Genomic DNA, 23,234 nt, shown 5'->3' with positions numbered 1-23,234 from the left:
GCTCATCAGGTCGCCGACCGAAGCGCCCAGCCAATCAGCCCGCCCGCGCCTGCCGTACGATCGCCGCCGCCTTGGCCGAGCTTTCCTTGACCTTGTCCCACTGGCCCTGGGCCAGCCACTCCTTGGGCACCATCCACGACCCGCCGATGCAGACCACATTCGGCTGCGACAGGAACTCGGCGGCGTTGGCTTCGCTGATGCCGCCGGTGGGGCACAGCTTGAGCTCGGACAGCGGGCCGGCCAGACCCTTGAGCATCTGCAGGCCGCCCACCGCAGTGGCCGGGAACAGCTTGCACACGCGGAAACCCAGTCCCATCAGGGTCAGCAGTTCGGTTGGCGTGGCGGCGCCGGGCACCGCCGGGATCGGCGCATCGGCCAGCAGGCGTGCGAGCGGGGCAGGCGTGCCTGGAGTCACCAGGAAGTCCGCGCCGGCATCCACCGACTGACGCAGCTGCAGTTCGCTCAGCACCGTGCCGGCGCCGATCACGATATTCGGCAGTTCGCGCTTGAGCATGGCCAGCGCATCGATCGCCACCGGCGTGCGCAGGGTGAGCTCGATGGCGGGCAGGCCGCCTTCCAGCAATGCGTCGGCGACGCGGCGTGCCTGGTCCAGCGTATCGACGGTGACCACCGGCAGGATGCCGGCGTCGCGCAGCAGCTGTTCGGCGGTGTTCTGGGTCTGGGCAATCGTCATTGCAACTCCATTAAACGGCGGCCGCCGTAGCGGCCGCGCAGAGGGAAGGGATCAGGCGTCCTTGGACTCGTGCGGCGCAGCGGCGGCAGCGGCGTCGGCGCCCAGTTCGTATTCGGCGTCGTAACTCCACAGCGCGCCGTCCGGATGGGTCGGGCCGCAGGAAATGGAGATCGCGCCCTGGTCGGCCGGGCCGACGACCTGGCGGTTGATGCCGAACAGGTTGCGGCCCAGGTCGTTGCCGGCCACCGCGGTGTTTGGCGCCACCTCGCGCGAGGCCCATTCTTCGGCCGAGACCAGCACTTCCAGGGTGCCGGCTTCGCCGTCCAGGCGCACGATGTCGCCTTCGCGCACGCGCCCGATCGGGCCGCCGCGCGCGGCTTCGGGGGTCAGGTGGATGGCGGCCGGGAACTTGCCCGACGCACCTGACAGGCGGCCGTCGGTGACCAGCGCCACGCGCCGGCCCTGGTTTTGCAGCAGGCCCAGCAACGGCGCCATCGAATGCAGTTCCGGCATGCCGTTTGCCCGCGGGCCCTGGTAGCGCAGCACCACCACGAAATCGTGCGGCAGCACGCCGGCCGCATGCAGCTTGTTGAGCACCTGCGGGGTGTCGATCACCACGGCGGGCGCTTCGATGCTGCGGTGCTGCGGCTTGACCGCAGACAGCTTGATCAGCGAACGGCCCAGATTGCCGCGTAGCAGGCGCAGGCCACCCTGCGCTTCGAACGCATCGCTGACCGGGCGCGCGACGCTGTCGTCGGCGGTGGTCGCGGTGCCGGGCACATAGACCACCTTGCCGTCCTGCAGGCGCGGCTCGTTGACGTAGGCGCGCATGCCGCCTTCGACCACGGTGGGCAGGTCGTCGTGCATGTAGCCGGCGTCCATCAGTTCGCGGAACACGAACGCGGTGCCGCCGGCAGCCTGGAAGCGGTTCACGTCGGCTTCGCCGTTCGGATAGACGCGGGTCAGCAGCGGCACGGTCTGCGAGATCAGGTCCATGTCGTCCCAGGTCAGCACGATGCCGGCCGCACGGGCCACGGCGATCCAGTGGATGGTGTGGTTGGTCGAGCCGCCGGTGGCCATCAGCGCGACCACTGCGTTGACGATGGCGCGCTCGTCGATCAGGCGGCCGAACGGGCGGAAGTCCTGGCCCAGGGCCGAGATCGCCAATGCACGCGCGGTGCCCTCGCGGGTGAGCGCATCGCGCAACGGCAGTTCCGGGTTGACGAACGAGGCGCCGGGCAGCTGCACGCCCATCGCTTCGAGCAACACCTGGTTGGAGTTGGCGGTGCCGTAGAAGGTGCAGGTGCCGGGCGAGTGGTAGGACGCCGATTCGGCTTCCAGCAGCTCGGCACGTGTGGCTTCGCCCGCGGCGTAGCGCTCGCGCACTTCGGCTTTTTGCTTGTTCGGGATGCCGGGCGTCATCGGGCCGGCCGGCATGAAGATCGCAGGCAGGTGACCGAATGCCAGCGCGCCGATCAGCAGGCCCGGCACGATCTTGTCGCACACGCCCAGGTACACCACGCTGTCGAACATGTCGTGGCTCAGGCCGATCGCGGCGGCCTGGGCGATGTTGTCGCGCGAGAACAGCGACAGCTCCATGCCGGCGCGGCCCTGGGTGACGCCATCGCACATCGCCGGCACGCCGCCGGCCACCTGCGCGGTGGCGCCGAGCGCACGCGCGGTGTCGCGGATCAGCTGCGGGTAATGCTCGAACGGCTGGTGCGCCGATAGCATGTCGTTGTAGGCGGTGATGATGCCCAGGTTGGGCGTGGCCGCGCCGCGCAGGCGCGATTTGTCGGTGGGCTCGGAGGCGGCGAAGCCATGCGCGAGATTGCCGCAGCTCAATCGGCTACGGAACGGACCCTCGCGCAGGGCGGCATCGATGCCGGCCAGATAGGCCGCGCGCGAAGGCGCGCTACGCTTGCGGATGCGGTCGGTGACAGCTTGGATGTTCGGATGCAGGCTCATTGGCTACCGGCTATGAGAAACGGGGGGATGTGGTGCGTGGACGTGGAATTTCTGCATGTCTGCGCAGCGACTGGAACGGGCATGGGGTCACCGAAGCGGCATGCGCCTATCGACACTCCTGCGCGCGCCCTGAAGCGTGCTGGCTGCTGCAGGAGCGCGCCATCGCGTGCATGCCGTCGCGTGCAAGCGCGCTGCGCATCAGGCACACCAGTGCACACGCAGTCTGGGGCCTGGCTGCTGCAAGGCCACGCGGATCGGGTACTGGCTGATGTCATCGCCGGCCAGCGCCGCTGTCAGGACGTCTAGCTTCTGCTTGCCGCGCAACAACAACAGGCGGCGGGGGATCGGCGCCAGCCCGGCCGGGGTCAGGGTGATGCGCAGCGGCCACTGGTTGGCGCCCGGACAACCGGTGGCATCCAGCGACGCGTACGGTTGCGGGCTGGCGAGCGCTTTCGGCAGCTCGGTCGAGCCGGGGAACAGCGAGGCGGTATGGCCGTCGCCGCCCATGCCCAGCACTGCCAGGCAGGCCGGCTCGGCATGCGTGGCCTGCAGGTTCGCGGTGTGCACGCATTCGGGTAGTTGCTTGCCCGGGCGAACCAGCGGGATGAAGGTCGCCGCCGGCGCGTGGGTCAGGAAGCTGTGATTCACCAGCCAGGCGTTGCTGTCCTGGTCCTGCGGCGAGAGCCAGCGCTCATCCACCAGGCCCACTTCGACCCGCGACCAGTCCAGCGGACGATGTGCCAGCGATTCGTAGACCGGGGCAGGCGTGGTCCCGCCGGAGAGCAGCATGCGTGCCTGCCCGCGACGCGAGATTTCCTGTTCCAGCAGGTCGGCCATTTCGCTGGCCACCGTCTCGGTCCATTCGGCCGGGTCCTCGTAACGCACCAGGGTGATGCGCGGGTCGTCCTGCAGGCTCATCGCTGTTCTCCTGGATGCTGCCGCTCTGCATCCACGGCATAGGCCGCGGCGCCCAGCAGGCCGGCATGCGGATGCATGACGGCCAGCGAGGGCACCTTCGACATGATCGCGGAGAACCGGCCCTTGTGCTCGAAGCGCTGGCGAAAGCCGGAGTGCTGCAGCGAATCCAGCACCTTGGGCACCAGCCCGCCAGTGAGGAAGACGCCGTCCCACGCGCCCTGCATCAGCACCATGTCGCCGGCGATCGCACCGAAGATGGCGCAAAACAGGTCGATGGTGCGCGACGAGCGCGGGTCGCCAGCGGCTGCGCGCGCGGTGATGTCCTTGGGCTGCAGCGGGCCCGGGTCGACCCCGGCAATCTCGCTCAGCGCACGGTGGATGTTGACCAGGCCCGGGCCGCAGATCAGCCGCTCGTTGGAGACCCGGCCGAACTGCTCGGACAGGATCTCCAGAATGCGGATTTCTTCCGGCGTGCCCGGTGGGAAGCTGACGTGGCCGCCCTCGGTTTCCAGCGGAAAACAGCGCCCGTTGCGGATGATCAGGCCACCCACGCCCAGCCCGGTGCCCGGGCCGATCACGCCGTAGTTGCGCGGTTGCTCGATCGGCGCCGGCCGCCAGCTGGCCCCGCCCACCTGCACCACGTCCTGCGGACGCAGCAGGCTGATCGCCATGGCCTGTGCGGCAAAGTCGTTGATCAGGTGCAGGGTGCTGAAACCCAGCATGCTGGCGGTGCGCGTGCGCGAGATCACCCACGGATGGTTGGTGATGCGCGCTTCGTCGCCATCCACCCGCCCGGCCACCGCGAACACGCCCTTGGTGGCCTGCACGCCGATCTGGTCGAGGTAGTACCGGGCCGCTTCACCGAGCGAGGCGAACTCCACCACCGCGAATTCGCGCGAGGTGTCGTCCAGCAACGGTACCGAGGCGTCGACGTCGGCCAACGCAAAACGCGCATTGGTTCCGCCGATATCGGCAACCAGCACCGGCTTGGAAGGAGCGGTCATGCGTTGTTTCCCTGTGCGTCGGTGGCGGGAGGCAGGAATGGGGCAGCGATGTCCGGGCCCCAGCTGCCGGCCGGGTAGGGCTGCAGGGGAAGTTGGGCCGCGGCCCAGGCATCGCTGACGCTGTCGATCCAGGCCCAGGCGGCCTTGACCTCGTCGTCGCGCACGAACAGCGCCGGGTTGCCGTTGAAGGCATCCACGAACAGGCGCTCATAGGCGATGCGGCGGTGCAGGCCGGTGGGCACCGACAGTTCCAGTTCCAGCGGCTGCAGTTCGATCGCGCCCCATTCCGGGCCAGCCAGGCTGCTCATCAGGCCCAGCTCGATGTTTTCCTGCGGCTGCAGCTGGAAGGTGAGGCGGTTGGGCACCGCATTCTGCCGGTCGGGCCGCTCGAATAGCCAATGCGTCACCGGCTTGAGCGTCACCACGATACGGGTGGAGCGCTCGGCCAGGCGCTTGCCGGTGCACAGATGGAACGGCACCCCGGCCCAGCGCCAGTTGTCGATATGCGCGGTCACCGCGACGAAGGTTTCCACGTCGCTGCCTTCCGGCGGGTGGTAGGCCTGCGCGGGCTGGCCATTGATGGTGCCGGCGGTGTAGCGGCCGCGCACGCTGTCATGTGCGGCATGCTCGGCGGTCATCGGGCGCAGTGCACGCAGTACCTTGACCTTCTCGTCGCGGATGCGGTCGGCTTCCAGCGAGGCCGGCGGCTCCATCGCCACCAGGCACAGCAGCTGCAGGATATGGCTCTGCACCATGTCGCGCAGCGCACCGGAGCGGGCGTAGTAGGCATCGCGCCCGTCCACGCCTTCGCTTTCGGCCACCAGGATCTGCACCGATTCGATATAGGTGCGGTTCCAGACCGCCTCCAGCAGGGTGTTGCCGAAGCGCAGCGCCACCAGGTTCTGCACCGCCGCCTTGCCCAGGTAGTGGTCCAGGCGGAACACGCGGTCTTCGTCGATCAAGGCGCCGATCGACTGCAGGATCTCGCGGGCGCTGTCCGAGTCGTGGCCGATCGGCTTTTCCAGCATCAGCCGGTGCGGCGCGGCCAGAGCGCCCCCCAGGGCCAGGCCCTGGCAGGTGCTGATGTACAGGCCCGGCGGAATCGCCAGGTAGCTGACGATGCGGCGGCTTGCCAGCTCACGGACCGCATCGGCCACCGACTCGGCATTGCGCAGGTCCACCGAGCGGTAGTCGATCCGCTGCAGCAGCGCGGCGATCTGCTCGGGTGTGGCGATCGGCAGCGCTTCGGTCAGGCGCGGGCGCAGCACCTCGCGGAACGCATCGGTGTCGTGCGGCGACAACGCCAGCGCACGCACGCGGAAGTCTTCCGGCAGCAGGCCATCGATGAACAGTCGCAGCAGGGAAGGAAACAGATAGCGCTGGGCAAGATCGCCGGTGGCGCCGAACAGGATCAGGGTGTTGTGCATGGATCGCGTTTCGGATTCTGGGGACATCGTTATCAGCGGCTTGGCGGAAAGGCGCCGGGGTGCCGGCGGTCGGTACGTCTGTTCCTGCACCGCACTTGCGTGCGCGCAGCGGGGGATGGACGCTGACGCCCAATCCCCGATTGTTGCAGCAACTGGCGGTCAGCGGTTAGCGCATCGGCGGTATAGCTGCCCCCGCGTGGCGGAATGACCGGCTCCGCATGGCAGCTGACGCCGCGTGAAACAGCAGCGTGGGTCGGTTGCGGCATGATTCCTCCCGAGATCGATGTTGCCATGTGAAAACGATTACATGTCAGAATAAACCAATGCATTCGTTTGCAGGAACATTCCGTGCAGATGGGTCGGTCGTCATTGCCATCGGGAGGGCCGAAGGCAGGGCGCATACACAGTTGAGGCCGAACGATGGCGAAAGTGCAGTTGGAAGGTGTCCGCAAGGTCTATGAAAACGGCCAGGTGGCAGTGCAGGGTGCGAGCTTCGAGGTCGCCGATGGCGAGTTGATGGTGCTGGTGGGGCCATCGGGCTGCGGCAAGTCGACCTTGCTGCGCATGATTGCCGGGCTCGAGGACATCAGTGCGGGCACGTTGAAGATCGGCGAGCGCGTGGTCAACGACGTGGCGCCCAAGGACCGCGACATCGCCATGGTGTTCCAGAGCTATGCGCTGTATCCGCACATGACCGTGGCCGAGAACCTGGCCTTCGGGCTCAAGCTGCGTGGCCATCCCAAGCAGGTGATCGCCGAGCGGGTCGACACTGCTGCCGAGCTGCTCGGGCTGACCCCGATGCTGGACAAGCTGCCCAAGGCGATGTCCGGCGGCCAGCGCCAGCGCGTGGCGCTGGGGCGGGCGATGGTGCGCGAATCGTCGGTGTTCCTGCTCGACGAGCCGTTGTCGAACCTGGACGCCAAGCTGCGCCACAGCGTGCGCACCGAGATCGCGCAGCTGCATCGCAAGCTTGGCACCACGATGATCTACGTCACCCACGATCAGGTCGAAGCGATGACGCTGGGCCAGCGCATCGTGGTGCTCAAGGATGGCGTGATCCAGCAGATCGACAGTCCGATGGCGCTTTACGACCGCCCGGCCAACCTGTTCGTGGCCGGTTTCCTGGGCAGCCCGGCAATGAACGTGCTGCAGGGCCGGCTGGATGATCAGGACGGCCTGCATCTGGTGATGGCCGATGGCTGGCGCGTACCGCTGGGTGCTGCGCAGGTGGATCGCCGCTGGTTCGGCCAGGACGTGATCGTCGGCGTGCGCCCGGAGCATCTGCAGCCGTCCAGCGATCCGGTGCTGGGTTTCGAGGCGCGCGTCGAGGTCGTCGAGCCGGTGGGCAACGAGATCTTCCTCAACCTGAATCGCGGTGGGCAGCCGCTGGTGATCCGCGTCGCGCCGCAGGCCTTGCCGGCGGTCGGTGAGCCGTTGCGCCTGGCGCTGCGCAGCGATGCGCTGCATTTCTTCGATCCAGCCACTGGCGAGCGGCTGACGAACGCGACTGCCTGAGAATGGCCTCACGCTGCCGGCATCTCAGCGCCGGCGGCAGAACGAGGCCGGTTCGCACCATCGCGGGCAGCGACGGCTGCGCCACCCAGGCACGGCCGGGGCGGTTGCCATTGTCGCCGTCAGAGAACCGCGGTCCGGGCTCAGCAGGTGTGACAGCGACTCGGCTCAGCGGGTCAGGCCGGGCGTCATCTGCAGCAATCGGGCGGGGGCGTCCCCAGCCTTCAGTGCCATGCCGTCGCCGACCGCCAGTTCCAGCGGCAGCACGGCCAGGGCCAAGGTGCCGGCTGCACTGACCACGGTGCCCACCTCGGCGCCGTCCAGGCTGATCGCATCGCCCGGCGCGACGGCGGTGTCGGTGTCGAGCAGTTGCACTGCGCGCTTGGCCTTGCCGAGGAAATGCGTGCGCGCCACGATTTCCTGGCCTGGGTAGCAGCCCTTCTTGACGCTGAAGGCCTGCAGGCGGTCGAGCGCCAGTTGCTGCGGAGTCCACTGCTCGCGCTGTGCCTCCGGCAGGCGCACCAGGCCCAATTGCAGATCGGCGCGTCGCCATTGGGCGTCGATGCCGGGTAAATCGATAGGCGCAGCCAATGCATCGCCGGTCAGCAACACCAGCGTGCGGGGCAGGGCGCTGCTGCCGAGATCCAGTTCGATCTGCTGCGCGGTGATGGCCGCCTGCGCGCCTTGCGCCTGCCGTGGCGCCTGGAAGCCGGCGTAGGCTGCGGGCGTGGCAACTTCGATCTTCAGCTTGCGCCGGAACACGAAACGCCCCAGCTGCGCAGTGATCTCGGCCGCGTTGCCATCGGGCAGCAGCATCAGCAGGTGCGTGTCGTCCTCACGCAGGAGTGCGAAGATGGCGATCACGCGCCCCTTCGCCGTCAACCACGCATTCCATTGCCACTGCCCGATCGCCAGCGCCTGTACGTCGTTGGCAAATTGCGCATGCGCGAACGCCACTGCATCCGTCCCGATCAAACGGACGTATTGCATGTCGTGCAGGGAGCCAAAACCCTGCGGAATAAGATTCAGGTTGTCAGCCACGGAAGGGGAGGACTAAAATCGCAATGTTGTGAGACCACTATGATAGGCCATCCAACCCCCACGCCATCGCAGGATTCCGAGACGCAGCCTTCCTCTCAGGAGCACATTCCCGAGAAGCAGCCACTGCCCAAAGAGATCGGTGGGCGCGACGGCCCCGAGCCAACGCGCTATGGCGACTGGGAGAAAAATGGACGCTGCATCGATTTTTGAGCAGCTTTTAGCCACAGCGGCCTAGTGCCGCCCAGCCGAGAAAACGAGCCCAGCGAATGGCGATCCGCGAACGTCCCCTTTCCCCGCATCTCCAGGTGTACCGCTGGCAGATACAGATGGCGACCTCGATCCTGAATCGAGCCACCGGCATTGTTCTGTCCATCGGCGCTCTGGCGATTGCCGCCGCCTTGCTGACATTGATGCTTGGCCCCGATCACTGGAACTGCTTCCGGGAGCATGCTGGTGCCTGGTACGGCCAGGTCCTTCTGTTCGCCTGGACATGGTGCTTCGCATTCCACCTGTTCGGCGGCCTGCGCCACATCCTGCAGGACTTCGGCCAAGCCTTCGCGGTACGCGCATTCGTCACCCTGGGCTGGCTTTCGGTGATCCTGAGTCTGCTGCTGACTGCTGCCATCTGGGCCTATGTGCTGCTGGCTGGAGGTGCCGTATGAACCGCTACCGTACTCCGTTGAAGAACGTGCGTGGGCTGGGCGCAGCCAAGACCGGCACCGAGCACTTCGTGATTCAGCGCCTGACCGCAACCGCGCTGGTGCCGCTGTCGATCTGGTTTCTGATCTTCGTGCTCAGTCTGATCGGCGCCGATCATGCTGCCGCCAGCGCTGCGGTCGCCAAGCCCTGGAATGCGATTCTGCTGGTCGGTTTCCTGATCGCCTCGTTCTGGCATGCCCAGCTTGGTATGCAGGTCGTGCTGGAAGATTACGTGCACAACTCGCTGCTTGCCCTCGCGGCGCAGACCCTCGTGCGCTTCGTTGCCGTGCTCGGGGCCATCGTCAGTGTGTTTGCCGTGGCGCGTATCGCGCTGGGCATCGCCTGAGCCAGCGACACAACAGGAATCCATAATTCGATGTCCGCTTACAAGATCACTGAACACAAGTACGACATGGTCGTGGTGGGAGCCGGCGGTGCCGGCCTGCGCGCGACCTTCGGCCTGGCCCAGAAAGGCCTGCAGACGGTCTGCCTGACCAAGGTCTTCCCGACCCGTTCGCACACCGTGGCCGCCCAGGGCGGTATCTCCGCCGCGCTCGGCAATATGGGCGAGGACGACTGGCGCTACCACTTCTACGACACCATCAAGGGGTCGGACTGGTTGGGCGACCAGGACGCCATCGAGTACATGTGCCGCGAAGCGATCCCGGCCATCATCGAACTCGAACACTACGGCGTGCCGTTCTCGCGCACCGAAGAGGGCAAGATCTACCAGCGCCCGTTCGGCGGCATGACCACCAAGTACGGCGAGGGCCCGTCGGCGCAGCGCACCTGCGCCGCGGCCGACCGTACCGGCCACGCCATGCTGCATACGCTGTACCAGCAGTCGCTGGCGCACAACGCGCGTTTCATGATCGAGTATTTCGCGCTCGACCTGATCTTCGACGAAGAGGGTGTCTGCCGCGGCGTGCTTGCGCTGGACATGGCCGAAGGCTCGCTGCACCTGTTCCGCGCCCACGGCGTGGTGCTGGCCACCGGCGGTTACGGCCGCGCCTACTTCAGCGCCACCTCCGCGCATACCTGCACCGGCGACGGCGGCGGTCTGGTCATGCGTGCCGGCCTGCCGATGCAGGACATGGAGTTCGTGCAGTTCCATCCCACCGGCATCTACGGTGCGGGCTGCCTGATCACCGAAGGCGTGCGTGGCGAAGGCGGCATCCTGCGCAATAGCAACGGCGAGCGCTTCATGGAGCGCTATGCACCGCACTACAAGGACCTGGCTTCGCGCGACGTGGTGTCGCGTTCGATGACCATCGAGATCCGCGAAGGCCGCGGCGTCGGCGAGCACAAGGACCACATCCTGCTCGACCTGACCCACCTCGGCCCGGAAGTGATCAACGACAAGCTGCCCGGCATCGCCGAGAGCGCGCACATCTTCGCCGGCGTGGACGTGGCCAAGCAGCCGATTCCGGTGCTGCCGACCGTGCACTACAACATGGGTGGCATTCCTACCAACTACCACGGCGAAGTGGTGCGCAAGCAGGGCGACAACCCGGATGCGGTGGTGCCCGGCCTGTACGCCATCGGCGAAGCGGCCTGCGTGTCGGTGCATGGTGCCAACCGCCTGGGCTCCAATTCGCTGCTGGACCTGGTGGTGTTCGGTCGCGCGGTGGCCAACCGTTGCGCGGAAACCATCAAGACCAACCAGCCGCACAAGCCGCTGCCGTCCGATGCCTGCGACAAGGCACTGGGCCTGCTGGACAAGTTGCGCCATGCCAACGGCTCCACGCCGACGTCGGTGATCCGCGACAACATGCAGCGCACCATGCAGTCGGACGCTGCGGTGTTCCGTACCAGCAAGACGCTGAAGGAAGGCGTGGACAAGATGGCGCAGATCTTCGCCACCTTCGAAGACGTCAAGGTATCGGACCGTTCGCTGGTGTGGAATTCGGACCTGATCGAAACCTACGAGTTGAACAACCTGCTGCTCAACGCAGTGGCGACGATCAACTCGGCCGAGCAGCGCAAGGAAAGCCGCGGCGCGCATGCGCACGAGGACTTCCCCGAGCGCGACGACGTCAACTGGCAGAAGCACACGCTGGTCACCGTGGACGACAAGGGCAAGTGCGATTTCGACTATCGCCCGGTCCACATGTACACGCTGAGCAAGGACGTGGATGTGGTTCCGCCCAAGCCGCGCGTGTACTGATCGTCGATGCCGATGCCTGATACCGCCCCAATCACCCAAACGATCCAGCGCCTGGCGCGTCCGGACGTTGCGGTCGCACGGTGCGGAGCAGGGCTGACGCAGGCGCGGCGCCGGCAGCATGTCGGCGGCTGCGCCACCGTATCGGTGGTGGCATCCATCGTTTCCAATTTCATGCGCACGGTGCGGTTTTCGCTCGCACCGCGCGTCGCCTGAGCCAACGAGAGCAGCTATGGCAGAGTTCACCCTCCCCAAGAATTCCAAGATCGGCAAGGGCAAGCATTACCCTGCTCAAGGCGCCAAGAACACGCGCACCTTCAAGATCTACCGTTGGGATCCGGATGGCGACGCCAATCCGCGTACCGACAGCTACGAGATCGATCTGGACAAGTGCGGCCCGATGGTGTTGGACGCGCTGATCAAGATCAAGAACGAGATCGACCCGACCCTGACCTTCCGCCGCTCCTGCCGCGAAGGCATCTGCGGCTCGTGCGCGATGAACATCGACGGCACCAACACGCTGGCCTGCACCAAGGCCATTGCGGCCTGCGGCAAGGCCGAGGTGCCGATCTATCCGCTGCCGCACATGGATGTGATCAAGGACCTGGTACCGGACCTGACGCACTTCTATGCGCAGTATGCCTCGATCAAGCCGTGGATCCGCACCCAGACCCCGCCGCCGCCGGACCGTGAGCGCCTGCAGTCGCCCGAGGACCGCAAGAAGCTCGATGGCCTGTACGAGTGCATCCTGTGCGCCTGCTGCTCGACCAGCTGCCCGAGCTACTGGTGGAACGGCGAGCGTTACCTGGGCCCGGCAATCCTGTTGCAGGCCTACCGCTGGATCATCGACTCGCGTGATGAAGACACCGGTGCGCGCCTGGACGACCTGGAAGACCCGTTCAAGCTGTATCGCTGCCACACCATCATGAACTGCGCGCGCACCTGCCCGAAGGGATTGAATCCGGCATTGGCCATCGCCGAGATCAAGAAGCTGATGATGGCGCGTCGCGCCTGATCGCAAGGAAGTGTGGTCCCGCCTAGCGGGATGTGGTTTGCAGCGGCACCGGCCTTTTGGTCAGGTGCCGCTGTCGTTTTCGGCCTGCCGCAGGGCGGGGTGGAGAAAGAGATGGACGAAGACACACTGCTGAAGAAGTTGCGCTGGCGTTGCCGGCGCGGCATGCGCGAGCTGGATCAATTGTTCGGCCGCTATCTGGACCGACGCTGGGCGCAAGCGCCTGCGGCAGAGCGCGCGGTTTTCCTACAGTTGCTGGATTGCGAAGACGATAAGTTGTGGCGCTGGTTCATGGGATACGAGGCCTGCCCGGATGCCGACAACGCCGCACTCATCGCCGATATCCGCGCCATGCCGGCTTGAATGGCGGCCTTCGCGCGCACTTGCCTGCGCGCTGGTGCTGATGGCGCTGTTGGCCCAGTGCGCGGTGTGGCGCTGCGGCGTGCCGATCTGGGGTGCGCTGGTGTTGTCCGGCTATGCCGCGCTGCTGGGCCTGCATTCGCAGCGCCGGCTGTTGCGCTCGCCGCTGCGTCAGCTGGTGGTGCCATGGAGCGATGCGGCGGCCAGCGTCGACGGGCAGCGCGTGGAGGACCTGCAGGTGTGCTGGCGCGGGCCGATTGCGGTGGTGTCCTGGCGGGGCAGCGGTAACCGCCGCAGCCGGCTGCATTTCTGGCCGGATACGCTGCCGCCAGCGCAGCGACGTGAACTGCGTCTGGCCGCACAGGCACGCGCGATTTCGTCCCGGGCGCTGCAAGTGGCACCATAGCGTCCCTTTCCCGGTTGAACCGCATGTTCAAACCTATCCCGGTTGCCATCGGCTTGCGCTACCTGCGTGCCAAGCGGCGCAATGGCTTCATCTCCTTCATCTCGATGGCGTCGATCCTGGGCATCGCCCTGGGCGTGACCGTGCTGATCACCACGCTGGCGGTGATGAGCGGCTTCCAGAAGGAAATCCGCGACCGTCTGCTGCAGATGGCCGCACATGCCACGGTCAGTGCCGAAGGTGCGCCGATGCGCGACTGGCAGCACGCGGTCGAGGTCGCCATGGCCGACCCGCGTGTGGCCGGCGCCGCGCCGTACATCGAGACCGAGTCACTGCTGCAGGGCCCGCGCAAGCAACCGGCCATCGTGCGCGGCGTGATTCCTTTCGAAGAGGCCAAGGTGTCGGTGCTGGCCAAGAAGATGCAGCAAGGGTCGGTCGACAGCCTGACGCCCGGCTCCTACAACATCATCATCGGCAAGGAACTGGCGCTGTGGCTGGGCGTGGACGTGGGCGACGGTATCGTCGTGCTGCTCAGCGATACCCAGGCCACGCCGTTGGGCGCAATGCCGCGGCTCAAGCGCTTCACCGTCAGCGGCATCTTCGAGGCTGGCTACAACGAGATCGACCGCGGCCTGGCGGTGGTCAACATGCAGGATCTGGGGCGCGTGCTGCGCATGGACGGCGTGACCGGCGTGCGGCTGCGCCTGCACGACATGGACCAGGCCTGGAACGTGGCGCGCGACCTTGCGCTCAAGTTGCACGGCCCGTATCGCGTCAGCGACTGGACCCAGGAAAACGCCAACCTCTATCACTCGCTGAAGATGGAAAAGACCGTGATGGGCATCCTGCTGTCGCTGATCGTGGCGATGGGCGCGTTCAACCTGGTGTCCTCGCAGGTGATGCTGGTGACCGACAAGCAGGCCGATATCGCCATCCTGCGTACGCTGGGCCTGTCGCCCGGCGGAGTGATGCAGGTGTTCATGGTGCAGGGTTCGCTGATCGGCTTCATGGGCACCATCATGGGGGTGATCGGCGGCATCGTGCTGACGCTCAATCTCGAGCGCATCCTGGGCGTGATCGAAGCGGTTTTCAGCGTGAAACTGCTGCCGGAAGATGTCTATTACATCACCGGCCTGCCGACCGACATGCAGACGCAGGACGTGGTGATCATCACCGTGGTCGCGTTGGTCATGAGTTTCCTGGCGACCCTGTACCCAGCGTGGCGTGCCTCGCGGACCCAACCGGCGGAGGCGCTGCGGTATGAATGAGATCCGGGAATCGGGATTCGCGAATCGGGAATCGGGAATGCAAAAGCCCCAACAATCCGATCTGGTGATTCGCGCCGAGGCGTTGGCCAAGACCTACGCCGAAGGCAAGATGCGCACGCCGGTCTTCGACGGCCTGGATCTGTCGGTGGCGACCGGCGAAACCGTGGCCATTGTTGGTGCTTCCGGTGCGGGCAAGAGCACCTTGCTGCATCTGCTGGGCGGGCTGGATATCCCGACCTCCGGCGAGGTCTACGTCGCAGGCCAGCGCATGTCCGCACTGTCCGACGGCCAGCGCGGCAAGCTGCGCAACCAGGCGCTGGGCTTCGTATACCAATTCCATCACCTGCTGCCGGAATTCAGCGCGTTGGAAAACGTGATGATGCCGGTACTGCTGTCGGGCCAGGAGCTGGCGGTGGCGCGCACACAGGCGCTGCAACTGCTTGAATCGGTCGGCTTGGGCCATCGCATCGAGCACAAGCCCAGCGAGCTGTCCGGTGGCGAGCGTCAGCGCTGCGCGGTGGCACGTGCCCTGGTCAACCGCCCCGGCTGCGTGCTGGGCGATGAGCCCACCGGCAACCTCGACGACAAGACCGCCGGCACGGTGTTCGAGCTGATGCTGGAACTCAATCGCGCCCAGCGCACCAGCCTGGTGCTGGTGACCCACGACCGCGGTCTGGCGCGCCGCCTGGATCGCGTGCTGGAGCTGCATCAGGGCAAGTTGCGCGAACTGGCGCCTTCGGCGGTGTGAATGCTTGCGCCGCCGTCGGTGTTCCGATGGCGGCGCAAGAAACAACCGCAGGCCATTGAAGACCCGCGCTGATACTCAAGCCACGATCACGGAATGATGCGCAGCGCCCGTAGCCGGGTGAACAGTTCCAAGAACGAGGCACGGCTGTCGTAGAAATCCACGAAGCCCAGTTCGCGGCTCTTGGTCATGTCGTTGACGCACTCGATCTCGCGGCCCAGGTCCGCATCGGTGTGCCACCACGAGGCCAGCCGATTGACGTCCGCTTCCACCAGGCCATGTGTGGCGGCCAGCTCGGCCCATAATGCGGGCGCGGAGTCGGTCAGGCGTGCTTCCAATGGCTGTGGCGTGTCGGGGCAGGGCGCTGCATCGAGTTCGAAGAACTGCGCAATCTGCTCCCACATCCAGCGCCAGCGAAACACATCGCCGTTGACGGTGTTGAAGGCCTGATTGCGCGCTGCAGGGCTGAGTCCGGCCCAGGCCAGCTGTCGGCCGAGCAGGCCGGCATCGGTGAGGTCGGTGAGGCTGTTCCATTGCGCCTGCGAGCCCGGAAACACGAACGGCTGACCAGTGTGCTTGCACAGCGATGCATAGACCGCCAGCGTCACGCCCATGTTCATCGCATTGCTGCCGTTGGCCATGCCGATCATGGTGTGCGAGCGATGCACGCTCCACCCAAAGCCATGGCGCTCGGCGTTCGCGAACAGCAGGTCCTCTAGCGTGTAGTAGAAATTCTCGCCCGGCTGGCGTGGCTCGCTTTCACGAAACGGCGTTTCCGCCTTGCCGCTGCCGTAATTTTCGAATGCACCCAGATAGTGCTTGGTGCCGGTGACCAAGGCCATATGCTGCAACGGGGCATGGCTCAGGGCCTGGCACAGGTTGCGCATCATCGCGCCATTGGCCTGGACATTTTCGCGCTCGGTGTCGCGCCGCGTCCAGGTGCAAAAGAATACGTGGGTGATCGGCAAGCCCTGCAACGCGGTGCGGGTGCCTTCGGCGTCCAGCAGATCGGCAGCGACCGGGATGACACCGTCCTGCGGCAGCGGCCGACGTGCCAGGCCGTAGACGGTCCAGCCATCGGCCACCAGCACGTTGGCGAGGTTGTAACCGGAAATGCCGGTCACGCCGACAATCAATGCAATGCCCTTACGCATGTGGGGAAACTCCTCGATAACAGCCGCGACCATAGCGCCTGACTCATGAAATCGAGGCGAATAGCGTCGGTGAGCTGGCTCAAGCCGGCGGCGGCGATGCCGGTGGCAGCATCCGGACTGCGCGGATCGGTAGTGCGATCGCCAGTCCGTCGAGCGTGGCGAGCCGGTGGAGCGTCGTGTCGGAGTCCGATGTGTTGCGGTTGCCGATCAAGGCGCACTTCGACGACGACACCACTTGCGTGTCCAGATGCCAGGCGTCTGTGTCGGTTAGTGGGAGCGCTCGGGATGACGAAGATCCGCCACCGCGAACCCGTCTTCTTCCTACCATGTGGCGGGCAAATCACCGCTATGGGCGCTAGCCAGCGTGGTCTAGCCTGAGGGCGTGGATTCAGGACGATCAGGATGGCGGAGTGGCATGGATGTCTCGGCACCTACGGTGACACCGGCCCCGCCTGCATCGGCCGTCCCCATTGCTGCGGCCTTGCTGCTGGGCGTGATTGGCTGCGCGTGGTCACCGGCCGTGCTGTCGTCGGCGATCTATGCAGCCCTTGGTATCGCAGGCCTGGTGAGCATCATCGTGATCTTGTGGCGGCGTCCGCGCGCAGCGATTTGGATGCTGATGCTTGCAACCGTGGTGCTGGGCTTCGCGCTGACCGGTTGGCATGCGGGTCGAGCATTGCAGTCGCAGTTGCTTCCAGAGGACGAAACGCACGATCTCACGGTCCGTGGCCAGGTGGTCGGGCTGCCCGTGGCCGAGCAGCGGCGCACCCGCTTCCAGTTGCGTGTCGACCGCGATCAGGCGCAGCCGGCGGCAGTGCGCGGCAAGTTGCTGCAACTGGCGTGGTATGACGCCTTCGAGGCGCAGCAGGTTGGGCCACGCGCCGCATTGCGGGCCGGTGCCCGGTGGCAACTGCGGCTCAAGTTGCGTGCGCCGCGCGGGCTGCGAAACCCGGGAGGGTTCGATGCCGAACGCCAGGCGCTGGCGCAGCGCATCGCCGCAACCGGTTATGTGCGTGAACCCGGTGCCGCCCATCCGCTTGCCGCGCCACGCGGTGTGGATGCCTGGCGCGATCGCATGTCGCAACGTATCGCCGATCAGGTACCTGGCTCGTCTGCGCCGTATCTGCGTGCGCTGGCATTGGGCGATACCCGCGGTATTGACGATGCGGCCTGGGCCACCTTGCGCGCGACCGGGCTCAGCCACCTGATCGCGATCTCGGGATTCCATGTCGGCCTTGTCGCCGGCTTCTTCGCGCTGGCGGTCGCAGCCCTATGGCGATGGCGGCCCGGCCTTGGCACGGTGATTCCACGCGTTCATGCCGCCGCGCTGGCAGCATTGTTCGGCGCGGCGGCCTACGCCGTGCTCGCGGGGCTGGCGCTGCCCACCGTCCGGACCGTGCTGATGATCGCGGTCGTGGCATTGGCGCGGGTCACGCGGCGGCGCGCCACGACCGCGCAGATGCTCGCGCTGGCCCTGCTGGCGGTGCTGCTATGGGATCCGCTGAGCGTGCTGGTGGCCGGCTTCTGGCTCAGTTTTGCCGGTGTCGCCTGGCTGGTGTGGTGCCTGCCATCGGACGACCGCGCCATCGTGCGCGGCTTTCTCTCTGCGCAGGCGGTCGCCACCGTGGGCTTGTTGCCGCTCACCATCAGCCTGTTCGGGCAGGCATCCCTGGTGGGTCCGCTCGCCAATCTCATTGCCATTCCCTGGTGGACCTTCGTGGTCGTGCCGCTGTGCCTGATCGGCACGGCGCTGGAGGCCCTGCATGCCGGCGCAGGGGTCTGGGCATGGCAACTGGCAGGCTGGTGTTTCGAACTGACCTGGCCCGGTTTTGTCTGGCTCGGGCAGACCACGGTGGCGTTGTGGTGGGTGCCCGAATCCGATGCCATCGCGCTGATCGGCGCGTTGCTGGGCGCGTTCTGGCTATTGCTGCCGCGAGGCGCCCCGGGCAAGGCCATGGCCTGTCTGCTGTGGTTGCCGCTACTGTGGCCCGATCGTGCCTTGCCCGTTGCGGGCGAGGCCGACATCCAGGTGCTGGATGTGGGGCAGGGTCTGGCTGTGCTGGTGCGTACCCAGCACCACGCGCTATTGGTGGATACCGGCCCGGCGGTGCGCGATGGCTTCGATGCCGGCGAGCGCGTGGTGCTGCCCGCCCTGCACGCACTTGGCGTGCGCCGGCTGGATGCCATCGTGCTCAGCCATGCCGATGCGGATCACGCCGGCGGCTACGCGGCGGTGCGTGCCGGCATGCCGGTCGCGATGACCGCCGCGCCGCCAGGCGCGCCGCTGGATGTCAGCACGCGCTGTCACTCCGGTCAGCAGTGGGAGTGGGATGGCGTGCGCTTTCGGGTGTTGCATCCCGGGCCGGCGTTTCCGTACCTGCGCAATCAATCCAGCTGCGTGCTGCGGGTCGAAACGCGTTACGCCAGCGCGCTGCTGCCGGGCGACATCGATGCGCTGGTCGAGCAGAGGCTGCTGCGCGACCACGCACCGCTGTTGCGGGCGGAGTTGGTGATCGTGCCGCACCATGGCAGCGCGGATGGCTCGCATGCCGGCTTGATTGCCGCCAGCGGCGCGCGGCTGGCGCTGGTGTCGTCCGGGCACGGCAACCGGTTCGGGCACCCGCGCGCGCAGGTGGTGCAGCGTTGGCAGGGCAGTGGCGCCGAAGTGCTCGATACTGCCCAGTCCGGTGCGATCAGGGTCTGGCTGGGAGCGGACGGTCTGCAGGTGCGCGAGCGGCGGCGTTGGCAGCCGCGGCTGTGGGATGCTGCGGAACGGCGGCGGTCGGCTGCTATCCTATCGGCCAGCGAATAGGCGGCCGCGTTGCCGGAGGAATCGAATCGTGTTGGAGCTGGTCAAGGCGGGCGGTTGGCCGATGGTGCCATTGCTGTTGTTGGGTGTGATCGCGCTGGCGATCGTGCTGGAACGTCTGTGGACCCTGCGCCGCAACGAGGTGACGCCGCCGGGCCTGGGCGAGGAAGTGCGTAACTGGGCCGCACGCGGCAAGCTGGACCCCACCCATATCGAGTCGCTGCGGCGCAATTCGCCGCTGGGCGCCTTGCTGGCGGCCGCGCTGGATGTGCGCGGCCGTCCACGCGATCTGGTCCGCGAACGCATCGAGGACACGGGGCGCCATGTGGTGCATCGCATGGAGCGGTATCTGAACGCGCTGGGCACGATCGCCTCGGCCGGACCATTGCTGGGCCTGCTGGGCACCGTGGTCGGCATGATCCAGATGTTCCTGGGCATCCTCGACCACGGCGTGGGCGATGTGAATCAGCTGGCCGGCGGCATCGGCAAGGCGCTGGTGTGCACCGCCACGGGCATGATCATCGCGGTGCCGGCGCTGATGGCGCACCGGTTCTTCAAGGGGCGCATCGCCGGCTACATCATCGAGATGGAGCAGGAGGCAACGCTGTTGCTGGATATCATGGACGGGCGCGTGGTTGCGCCCTCCGCAGCGCCAGCAGCGGCGGGCACCACGCCTGCCACGGCAAAGGGCTGACAGATGCGCATCGGCAGCGACCGAAACCAGGACGAGCCGCATATCGACCTGGTGCCATTGATTGACGTCATCCTCGTCCTCATCATCTTCTTCGTGGTGACCACGACCTTCGACGCACGTTCCACGCTGCAACTGCAGTTGCCGACCGCCAGCGACCAGAACACCAGCGCGCCGCCGCGCTCGCTCAGCGTGTTGGTCAACGCCGACGGGCACTACTTCATCAACGATCAGGAAGTGCTGCGCTCGGATGTCGAGTCTTTGAAGCAGACCATCGCCCAGCTTGCCGGCGATGACCGCGAGCAGACGGTGCTGATGCGCGCCGATGCGCGCACGCCGTACCAGGCCGTGGTCACTGCGCAGGACGCGCTGGGCCAGCTCGGCTTCCGGCGCATCGCCATCGCCACCGCGCCGCAGACCGGCAGCGGCGGCAACACCAGCAAGAACGGAACCCGCCAGTGACCACCCCCAACGACCGCCCGGCGCCAGTCTCGTCCTGGCGCACGTACCGTCGCCTGTTGGCGTTCGCAAAACCGTATCGGCTGCTGCTGCTCGCCGCGTTGATCGCCGCGTTGATCGAAGCGGCAGGCACCACCGGTTTCCTGGCGTTGATGAAGCCGATCACCGACGAAACCTTCATCTACAAGAATGCCGAAATCAGTCGCTGGCTGCCGGTGCAGATCATCCTGCTGTTCGTGGTGCGTGGCGTTGCCGGCTACATCACCGATATGGCGATGGGCAAGTCCGCGCGCAGCATCGCGCGCGATCTGCGCGTCAAGGTGATGTCCAAGTATCTGCGTCTGCCGGGTTCGCGCTTCGATTCGGAGCCGGTGCCTTCGATGCTGATCCGGCTGGGCTCGGATTCGGATCAAGTCGCGCAGGCGGCGGTGGACGCGGTCAAGGTGATGATCCAGCAGTCGCTGCAGGTGATCGGCGCGTTGGCGCTGATGCTATGGCATAGCTGGCAGGTCACGCTCACCATCGTGGTGCTGGCGCCGGTGCTGGCCTGGGTGATGGACAAGGTGGCGCGGCGCTATCGGCGCATCAGCCACAACATCCAGGAGAGCGGCGCGCACTTGCTGCAGGCGGCCGACCAGACCCTGTCCAGTCACCAGGAGGTCAAGATCTACGGTGCCCAGCAGACCGAGATGGAGCGTTACGGCGCGCTGGCCGACCGCAACCTGCGCCTGGCGATGAAGGTCGAATCCACGCGCGGCATTTCCACCGCCACCGTGCAGATGATCGGCGCGATCGGCCTGTCGGCGCTGCTGTTCGTGGCCGGTGCGCAAGCCCTGGCCGGGCGCCTGACCGCGGGCGACTTCGTGGTGTTGATGACCTCGATGCTGACAATCATCCCGGGCCTGAAGCAACTCACCAATGTGCAGAACATGGTGCAGCGCGGCCTGGCCTCGGCCGAGCGGCTGTTTTCGGTGCTCGACAGCCCGGACGAGCAGGACCAGGGCACGTTGCCGTTGACGCGTGCCAAGGGCCTGATCGAATTTCGCGGCGTGACCGCGCGCTATCCGGAGCAGGTGAACCCGGCCCTGGCCGATGTCAGTTTCGTCGCCCAGCCCGGCACTGTTACCGCGATCGTTGGCCGTTCCGGCAGCGGCAAGTCCAGCCTTATAAAGCTGATCCCGCGGTTCTACGAGGCCGAGTCCGGGCAGATCCTGCTCGACGGGCATCCGGTGCAGGCCTATTCGCTGGCCGACCTGCGTCGCCAGATCGCGCTGGTCGGCCAGCAGGTGATGCTGTTCGACGGCAGCATTGCCGACAATGTCGCCTACGGCGAAATGCGCAATGCCGATGCCGGGCAACTGGAGCGCGCCATCCTCGGTGCCAACGCCATGGAATTCGTCGCGCAGTTGCCTGAGGGCCTGCAGTCGCATGTCGGCGCCAAGGGTGGGCGCTTGTCCGGCGGCCAGCGCCAGCGGCTGGCCATCGCACGCGCGATGCTCAAGGACGCGCCGATCCTGATCCTGGACGAGGCCACCGCCGCGCTGGACAACGAATCGGAGCGGCTGGTGCAGGACGCCCTGCACAAGCTGATGCCCGACCGCACCACGCTGGTGATCGCACACCGCCTGTCCACCATCGAGCACGCCGATCAGGTCCTGGTGATGGACCAGGGCCGCATCGTCGAGCGCGGCACCCACACCGAATTGCTGGCGCAGGGCGGGTTGTATTCGCATCTGCACGGCATGCAGTTTCGCGAACGTCAGGCATGAGCAAGCGTGGCGCCCGCACGCCGGGCTATTGGTACGACACCACTCCGATTCCGCTGCCGGCACGCCTGTTGGCGCCGATCTACGGCGCCGCGATTGCAGTACGGCGCGGCCTGTATCGTCGCGGCTGGCGCAAGCGGCATGGCGTACCGGTGCCGGTGATCGTGGTTGGCAACGTCACTGCGGGCGGCACCGGCAAGACGCCGCTGACCATCGCGCTGGTGTCCAAGCTGCAGGAAGCCGGCTGGACCCCCGGCGTCGCCAGCCGTGGCTATGGCCGCGACGACGCCGGCACCGCCCGCTGGGTCGATGCGGACACGCCGGTGGCACTGGGCGGCGATGAGCCTGTGTTGATTGCCTGGAAGACCGGTGCGCGCGTGCGCGTGGACGGCAACCGTGTGGCGGCCGCACGCGCCCTGGTCGAAGCCGGTTGCGACATCATCGTGTGCGACGATGGGCTGCAGCACTACCGGCTGGCCCGCGACGTGGAAATCGAAGTGGTCGATGGCCAGCGCCGCTACGGCAATGGCCGCCTGCTGCCTGCCGGGCCGCTGCGCGAACCGGCTGCCCGCGCGCAGGAGTGCGACTTCCGCGTGATCAATCTCGGCCAGGCCAGCGCTACTGCCGCGCCGCAGGCGCCGGCCGATGCCGGTTTCGGCGAATGGCAGATGCGGCTGAGCATCGACAGCGTACAGCCGATGGATGGCAAGCGGGCACAGCCGTTGAGCATGCTGGCCGGGCAACGTGTGCATGCGGTTGCCGGTATCGCCAATCCGGAACGTTTTTTCGCCATGCTGCGCGCGCGCGGCATCGGGGTCGTTCCGCATGCATTCCCCGACCACCATGTCTACACGGCAGCGGACTTCAGTTTCGGTAGTCGCCTGCCGGTGTTGATGACCGAAAAGGACGCGGTGAAATGCCGGCCGTTCGCCGACGAGTGGCTGTACAGCGTGCCGCTGAAGGCCGAGCTGCCGGCCGCGTTCTGGGTGAGCCTGCTGGACCGCCTGGACCGGCTCGCCAGTCGCGGTGGCGACTGACAGGCGCCTGGCATCACGCCGGGCCCCGCCGCTTCCATGTGTCGCGGCATACGGCACCCTGGCACGGGCGCGGTGCCGACCGCAACACTGCAAGGCGACCAGG

The 23,234-nt window shown here is 66.6% G+C and carries 23 protein-coding genes; 16 read left to right on the top strand and 7 right to left on the bottom strand.

From position 1 onward, the window contains the following. Window positions 1-34 precede the first annotated feature (34 nt). From HG421_RS08900 to zwf, 5 genes are all read right to left on the bottom strand, one after another. A complete protein-coding gene (locus HG421_RS08900; protein ID WP_169706088.1) occupies window positions 35-694 on the bottom strand; it encodes a bifunctional 4-hydroxy-2-oxoglutarate aldolase/2-dehydro-3-deoxy-phosphogluconate aldolase in 660 nt (219 codons plus the stop codon). Between the two features lie 51 nt (window positions 695-745). Beyond that, the gene (gene edd / locus HG421_RS08895) at window positions 746-2,662 is read right to left on the bottom strand and encodes a phosphogluconate dehydratase (protein ID WP_169706087.1); all 1,917 of its coding nucleotides are present in this window, start codon (window positions 2,660-2,662) and stop codon (window positions 746-748) included. A gap of 198 nt (window positions 2,663-2,860) precedes the next feature. After that, on the bottom strand, window positions 2,861-3,580 hold the full coding sequence (pgl, locus tag HG421_RS08890) for a 6-phosphogluconolactonase (protein ID WP_169706086.1): 720 nt from the start codon (window positions 3,578-3,580) through the stop codon (window positions 2,861-2,863). Further along, entirely contained in the window at window positions 3,577-4,584 is a 1,008-nt protein-coding gene (gene glk, locus HG421_RS08885; RefSeq protein ID WP_169706085.1) for a glucokinase, read from the bottom strand. The genes pgl and glk overlap by 4 nt, the downstream gene beginning before the upstream one ends. After that, complete coding sequence (zwf, locus tag HG421_RS08880) at window positions 4,581-6,011, bottom strand: glucose-6-phosphate dehydrogenase (protein ID WP_169706084.1); 1,431 nt, start codon at window positions 6,009-6,011, stop codon at window positions 4,581-4,583. The genes glk and zwf overlap by 4 nt, the downstream gene beginning before the upstream one ends. Before the next feature lie 420 nt (window positions 6,012-6,431). On the opposite strand from zwf, the gene HG421_RS08875 reads away from it, so the two are divergent. Beyond that, on the top strand, window positions 6,432-7,526 hold the full coding sequence (locus HG421_RS08875; protein WP_169706083.1) for an ABC transporter ATP-binding protein: 1,095 nt from the start codon (window positions 6,432-6,434) through the stop codon (window positions 7,524-7,526). Between the two features lie 165 nt (window positions 7,527-7,691). Here the strand turns inward: HG421_RS08875 and HG421_RS08870 are convergent, their stop codons facing one another. Continuing rightward, a complete protein-coding gene (locus tag HG421_RS08870) occupies window positions 7,692-8,564 on the bottom strand; it encodes a YgfZ/GcvT domain-containing protein (protein WP_169706082.1) in 873 nt (290 codons plus the stop codon). Between HG421_RS08870 and HG421_RS21530 the strand changes: the two genes are divergently transcribed. From HG421_RS21530 to lolD, 10 genes are all read left to right on the top strand, one after another. After that, complete coding sequence (locus HG421_RS21530; RefSeq protein ID WP_343204227.1) at window positions 8,466-8,774, top strand: DUF1674 domain-containing protein; 309 nt, start codon at window positions 8,466-8,468, stop codon at window positions 8,772-8,774. The two genes, HG421_RS08870 and HG421_RS21530, sit on opposite strands and share 99 nt — an antisense overlap. 56 nt (window positions 8,775-8,830) lie before the next feature. After that, entirely contained in the window at window positions 8,831-9,226 is a 396-nt protein-coding gene (gene sdhC / locus HG421_RS08860; protein ID WP_169706081.1) for a succinate dehydrogenase, cytochrome b556 subunit, read from the top strand. Next, complete coding sequence (gene sdhD / locus HG421_RS08855) at window positions 9,223-9,609, top strand: succinate dehydrogenase, hydrophobic membrane anchor protein (protein ID WP_104587051.1); 387 nt, start codon at window positions 9,223-9,225, stop codon at window positions 9,607-9,609. Before sdhC ends, sdhD begins: the two co-directional genes overlap by 4 nt. A gap of 30 nt (window positions 9,610-9,639) precedes the next feature. Further along, window positions 9,640-11,430 (top strand): succinate dehydrogenase flavoprotein subunit, encoded by a 1,791-nt coding sequence (sdhA, locus tag HG421_RS08850; protein ID WP_169706080.1) that lies wholly within the window; start codon window positions 9,640-9,642, stop codon window positions 11,428-11,430. Window positions 11,431-11,442: 12 nt separating this feature from the next. Further along, the gene (locus HG421_RS08845; protein WP_168968106.1) at window positions 11,443-11,643 is read left to right on the top strand and encodes a hypothetical protein; all 201 of its coding nucleotides are present in this window, start codon (window positions 11,443-11,445) and stop codon (window positions 11,641-11,643) included. Window positions 11,644-11,659: 16 nt separating this feature from the next. Then, window positions 11,660-12,442 (top strand): succinate dehydrogenase iron-sulfur subunit, encoded by a 783-nt coding sequence (locus HG421_RS08840; protein WP_169706079.1) that lies wholly within the window; start codon window positions 11,660-11,662, stop codon window positions 12,440-12,442. A 111-nt stretch (window positions 12,443-12,553) separates the two neighbouring features. Beyond that, window positions 12,554-12,802: a succinate dehydrogenase assembly factor 2 gene (locus HG421_RS08835; protein WP_014507842.1), complete on the top strand. Its 249-nt coding sequence runs from the start codon at window positions 12,554-12,556 to the stop codon at window positions 12,800-12,802. After that, window positions 12,753-13,205: a protein YgfX gene (locus HG421_RS08830; RefSeq protein ID WP_169706078.1), complete on the top strand. Its 453-nt coding sequence runs from the start codon at window positions 12,753-12,755 to the stop codon at window positions 13,203-13,205. The genes HG421_RS08835 and HG421_RS08830 overlap by 50 nt, the downstream gene beginning before the upstream one ends. A gap of 23 nt (window positions 13,206-13,228) precedes the next feature. Then, window positions 13,229-14,470: a lipoprotein-releasing ABC transporter permease subunit gene (locus HG421_RS08825; protein WP_169706077.1), complete on the top strand. Its 1,242-nt coding sequence runs from the start codon at window positions 13,229-13,231 to the stop codon at window positions 14,468-14,470. Further along, window positions 14,463-15,218 carry a lipoprotein-releasing ABC transporter ATP-binding protein LolD gene (gene lolD / locus HG421_RS08820; protein ID WP_425533303.1) on the top strand — a complete coding sequence of 252 codons (756 nt, stop codon included), beginning with the start codon at window positions 14,463-14,465 and terminating at the stop codon, window positions 15,216-15,218. Before HG421_RS08825 ends, lolD begins: the two co-directional genes overlap by 8 nt. Window positions 15,219-15,304: 86 nt before the next feature. Here the strand turns inward: lolD and HG421_RS08815 are convergent, their stop codons facing one another. Next, a complete protein-coding gene (locus HG421_RS08815; RefSeq protein ID WP_169706075.1) occupies window positions 15,305-16,369 on the bottom strand; it encodes an SDR family oxidoreductase in 1,065 nt (354 codons plus the stop codon). Window positions 16,370-16,784: 415 nt separating this feature from the next. On the opposite strand from HG421_RS08815, the gene HG421_RS08810 reads away from it, so the two are divergent. Genes HG421_RS08810 through lpxK form a run of 5 tightly spaced genes read left to right on the top strand, consistent with a single transcriptional unit; the run spans window position 16,785 to window position 23,131 of the window. Further along, on the top strand, window positions 16,785-19,181 hold the full coding sequence (locus HG421_RS08810; RefSeq protein WP_169706074.1) for a DNA internalization-related competence protein ComEC/Rec2: 2,397 nt from the start codon (window positions 16,785-16,787) through the stop codon (window positions 19,179-19,181). A gap of 28 nt (window positions 19,182-19,209) precedes the next feature. Continuing rightward, a complete protein-coding gene (locus HG421_RS08805) occupies window positions 19,210-19,872 on the top strand; it encodes a MotA/TolQ/ExbB proton channel family protein (protein WP_169706073.1) in 663 nt (220 codons plus the stop codon). A 3-nt stretch (window positions 19,873-19,875) separates the two neighbouring features. Beyond that, window positions 19,876-20,331: an ExbD/TolR family protein gene (locus tag HG421_RS08800; protein ID WP_169706072.1), complete on the top strand. Its 456-nt coding sequence runs from the start codon at window positions 19,876-19,878 to the stop codon at window positions 20,329-20,331. After that, window positions 20,328-22,097: a lipid A export permease/ATP-binding protein MsbA gene (gene msbA, locus HG421_RS08795; protein ID WP_169706071.1), complete on the top strand. Its 1,770-nt coding sequence runs from the start codon at window positions 20,328-20,330 to the stop codon at window positions 22,095-22,097. Before HG421_RS08800 ends, msbA begins: the two co-directional genes overlap by 4 nt. Next, window positions 22,094-23,131 (top strand): tetraacyldisaccharide 4'-kinase, encoded by a 1,038-nt coding sequence (lpxK, locus tag HG421_RS08790; protein ID WP_169706070.1) that lies wholly within the window; start codon window positions 22,094-22,096, stop codon window positions 23,129-23,131. The genes msbA and lpxK overlap by 4 nt, the downstream gene beginning before the upstream one ends. Window positions 23,132-23,234 lie beyond the last annotated feature (103 nt).

This window comes from Xanthomonas campestris pv. badrii (assembly GCF_012848175.1).
GTDB lineage: Bacteria > Pseudomonadota > Gammaproteobacteria > Xanthomonadales > Xanthomonadaceae > Xanthomonas > Xanthomonas campestris_C.
Note: the sequence above shows the minus strand (reverse complement) of the source record. Positions and strands in the feature narration are given on the sequence as shown.

Excerpts from the sequence above, each read along its gene's own strand:
- HG421_RS08900 (WP_169706088.1), bottom strand. The coding sequence starts at position 694 with ATGACGATTGCCCAGACCCAGAACACCGCCGAACAGCTGCTGCGCGAC.
- edd (WP_169706087.1), bottom strand. The coding sequence starts at position 2,662 with ATGAGCCTGCATCCGAACATCCAAGCTGTCACCGACCGCATCCGCAAG.
- pgl (WP_169706086.1), bottom strand. The coding sequence starts at position 3,580 with ATGAGCCTGCAGGACGACCCGCGCATCACCCTGGTGCGTTACGAGGAC.
- glk (WP_169706085.1), bottom strand. The coding sequence starts at position 4,584 with ATGACCGCTCCTTCCAAGCCGGTGCTGGTTGCCGATATCGGCGGAACC.
- zwf (WP_169706084.1), bottom strand. The coding sequence starts at position 6,011 with ATGCACAACACCCTGATCCTGTTCGGCGCCACCGGCGATCTTGCCCAG.
- HG421_RS08875 (WP_169706083.1), top strand. The coding sequence starts at position 6,432 with ATGGCGAAAGTGCAGTTGGAAGGTGTCCGCAAGGTCTATGAAAACGGC.
- HG421_RS21530 (WP_343204227.1), top strand. The coding sequence starts at position 8,466 with ATGCGCGAACGCCACTGCATCCGTCCCGATCAAACGGACGTATTGCAT.
- sdhC (WP_169706081.1), top strand. The coding sequence starts at position 8,831 with ATGGCGATCCGCGAACGTCCCCTTTCCCCGCATCTCCAGGTGTACCGC.
- sdhD (WP_104587051.1), top strand. The coding sequence starts at position 9,223 with ATGAACCGCTACCGTACTCCGTTGAAGAACGTGCGTGGGCTGGGCGCA.
- sdhA (WP_169706080.1), top strand. The coding sequence starts at position 9,640 with ATGTCCGCTTACAAGATCACTGAACACAAGTACGACATGGTCGTGGTG.
- HG421_RS08845 (WP_168968106.1), top strand. The coding sequence starts at position 11,443 with ATGCCTGATACCGCCCCAATCACCCAAACGATCCAGCGCCTGGCGCGT.
- HG421_RS08840 (WP_169706079.1), top strand. The coding sequence starts at position 11,660 with ATGGCAGAGTTCACCCTCCCCAAGAATTCCAAGATCGGCAAGGGCAAG.
- HG421_RS08835 (WP_014507842.1), top strand. The coding sequence starts at position 12,554 with ATGGACGAAGACACACTGCTGAAGAAGTTGCGCTGGCGTTGCCGGCGC.
- HG421_RS08830 (WP_169706078.1), top strand. The coding sequence starts at position 12,753 with ATGCCGACAACGCCGCACTCATCGCCGATATCCGCGCCATGCCGGCTT.
- HG421_RS08825 (WP_169706077.1), top strand. The coding sequence starts at position 13,229 with ATGTTCAAACCTATCCCGGTTGCCATCGGCTTGCGCTACCTGCGTGCC.
- lolD (WP_425533303.1), top strand. The coding sequence starts at position 14,463 with ATGAATGAGATCCGGGAATCGGGATTCGCGAATCGGGAATCGGGAATG.
- HG421_RS08815 (WP_169706075.1), bottom strand. The coding sequence starts at position 16,369 with ATGCGTAAGGGCATTGCATTGATTGTCGGCGTGACCGGCATTTCCGGT.
- HG421_RS08810 (WP_169706074.1), top strand. The coding sequence starts at position 16,785 with ATGGATGTCTCGGCACCTACGGTGACACCGGCCCCGCCTGCATCGGCC.
- HG421_RS08800 (WP_169706072.1), top strand. The coding sequence starts at position 19,876 with ATGCGCATCGGCAGCGACCGAAACCAGGACGAGCCGCATATCGACCTG.
- lpxK (WP_169706070.1), top strand. The coding sequence starts at position 22,094 with ATGAGCAAGCGTGGCGCCCGCACGCCGGGCTATTGGTACGACACCACT.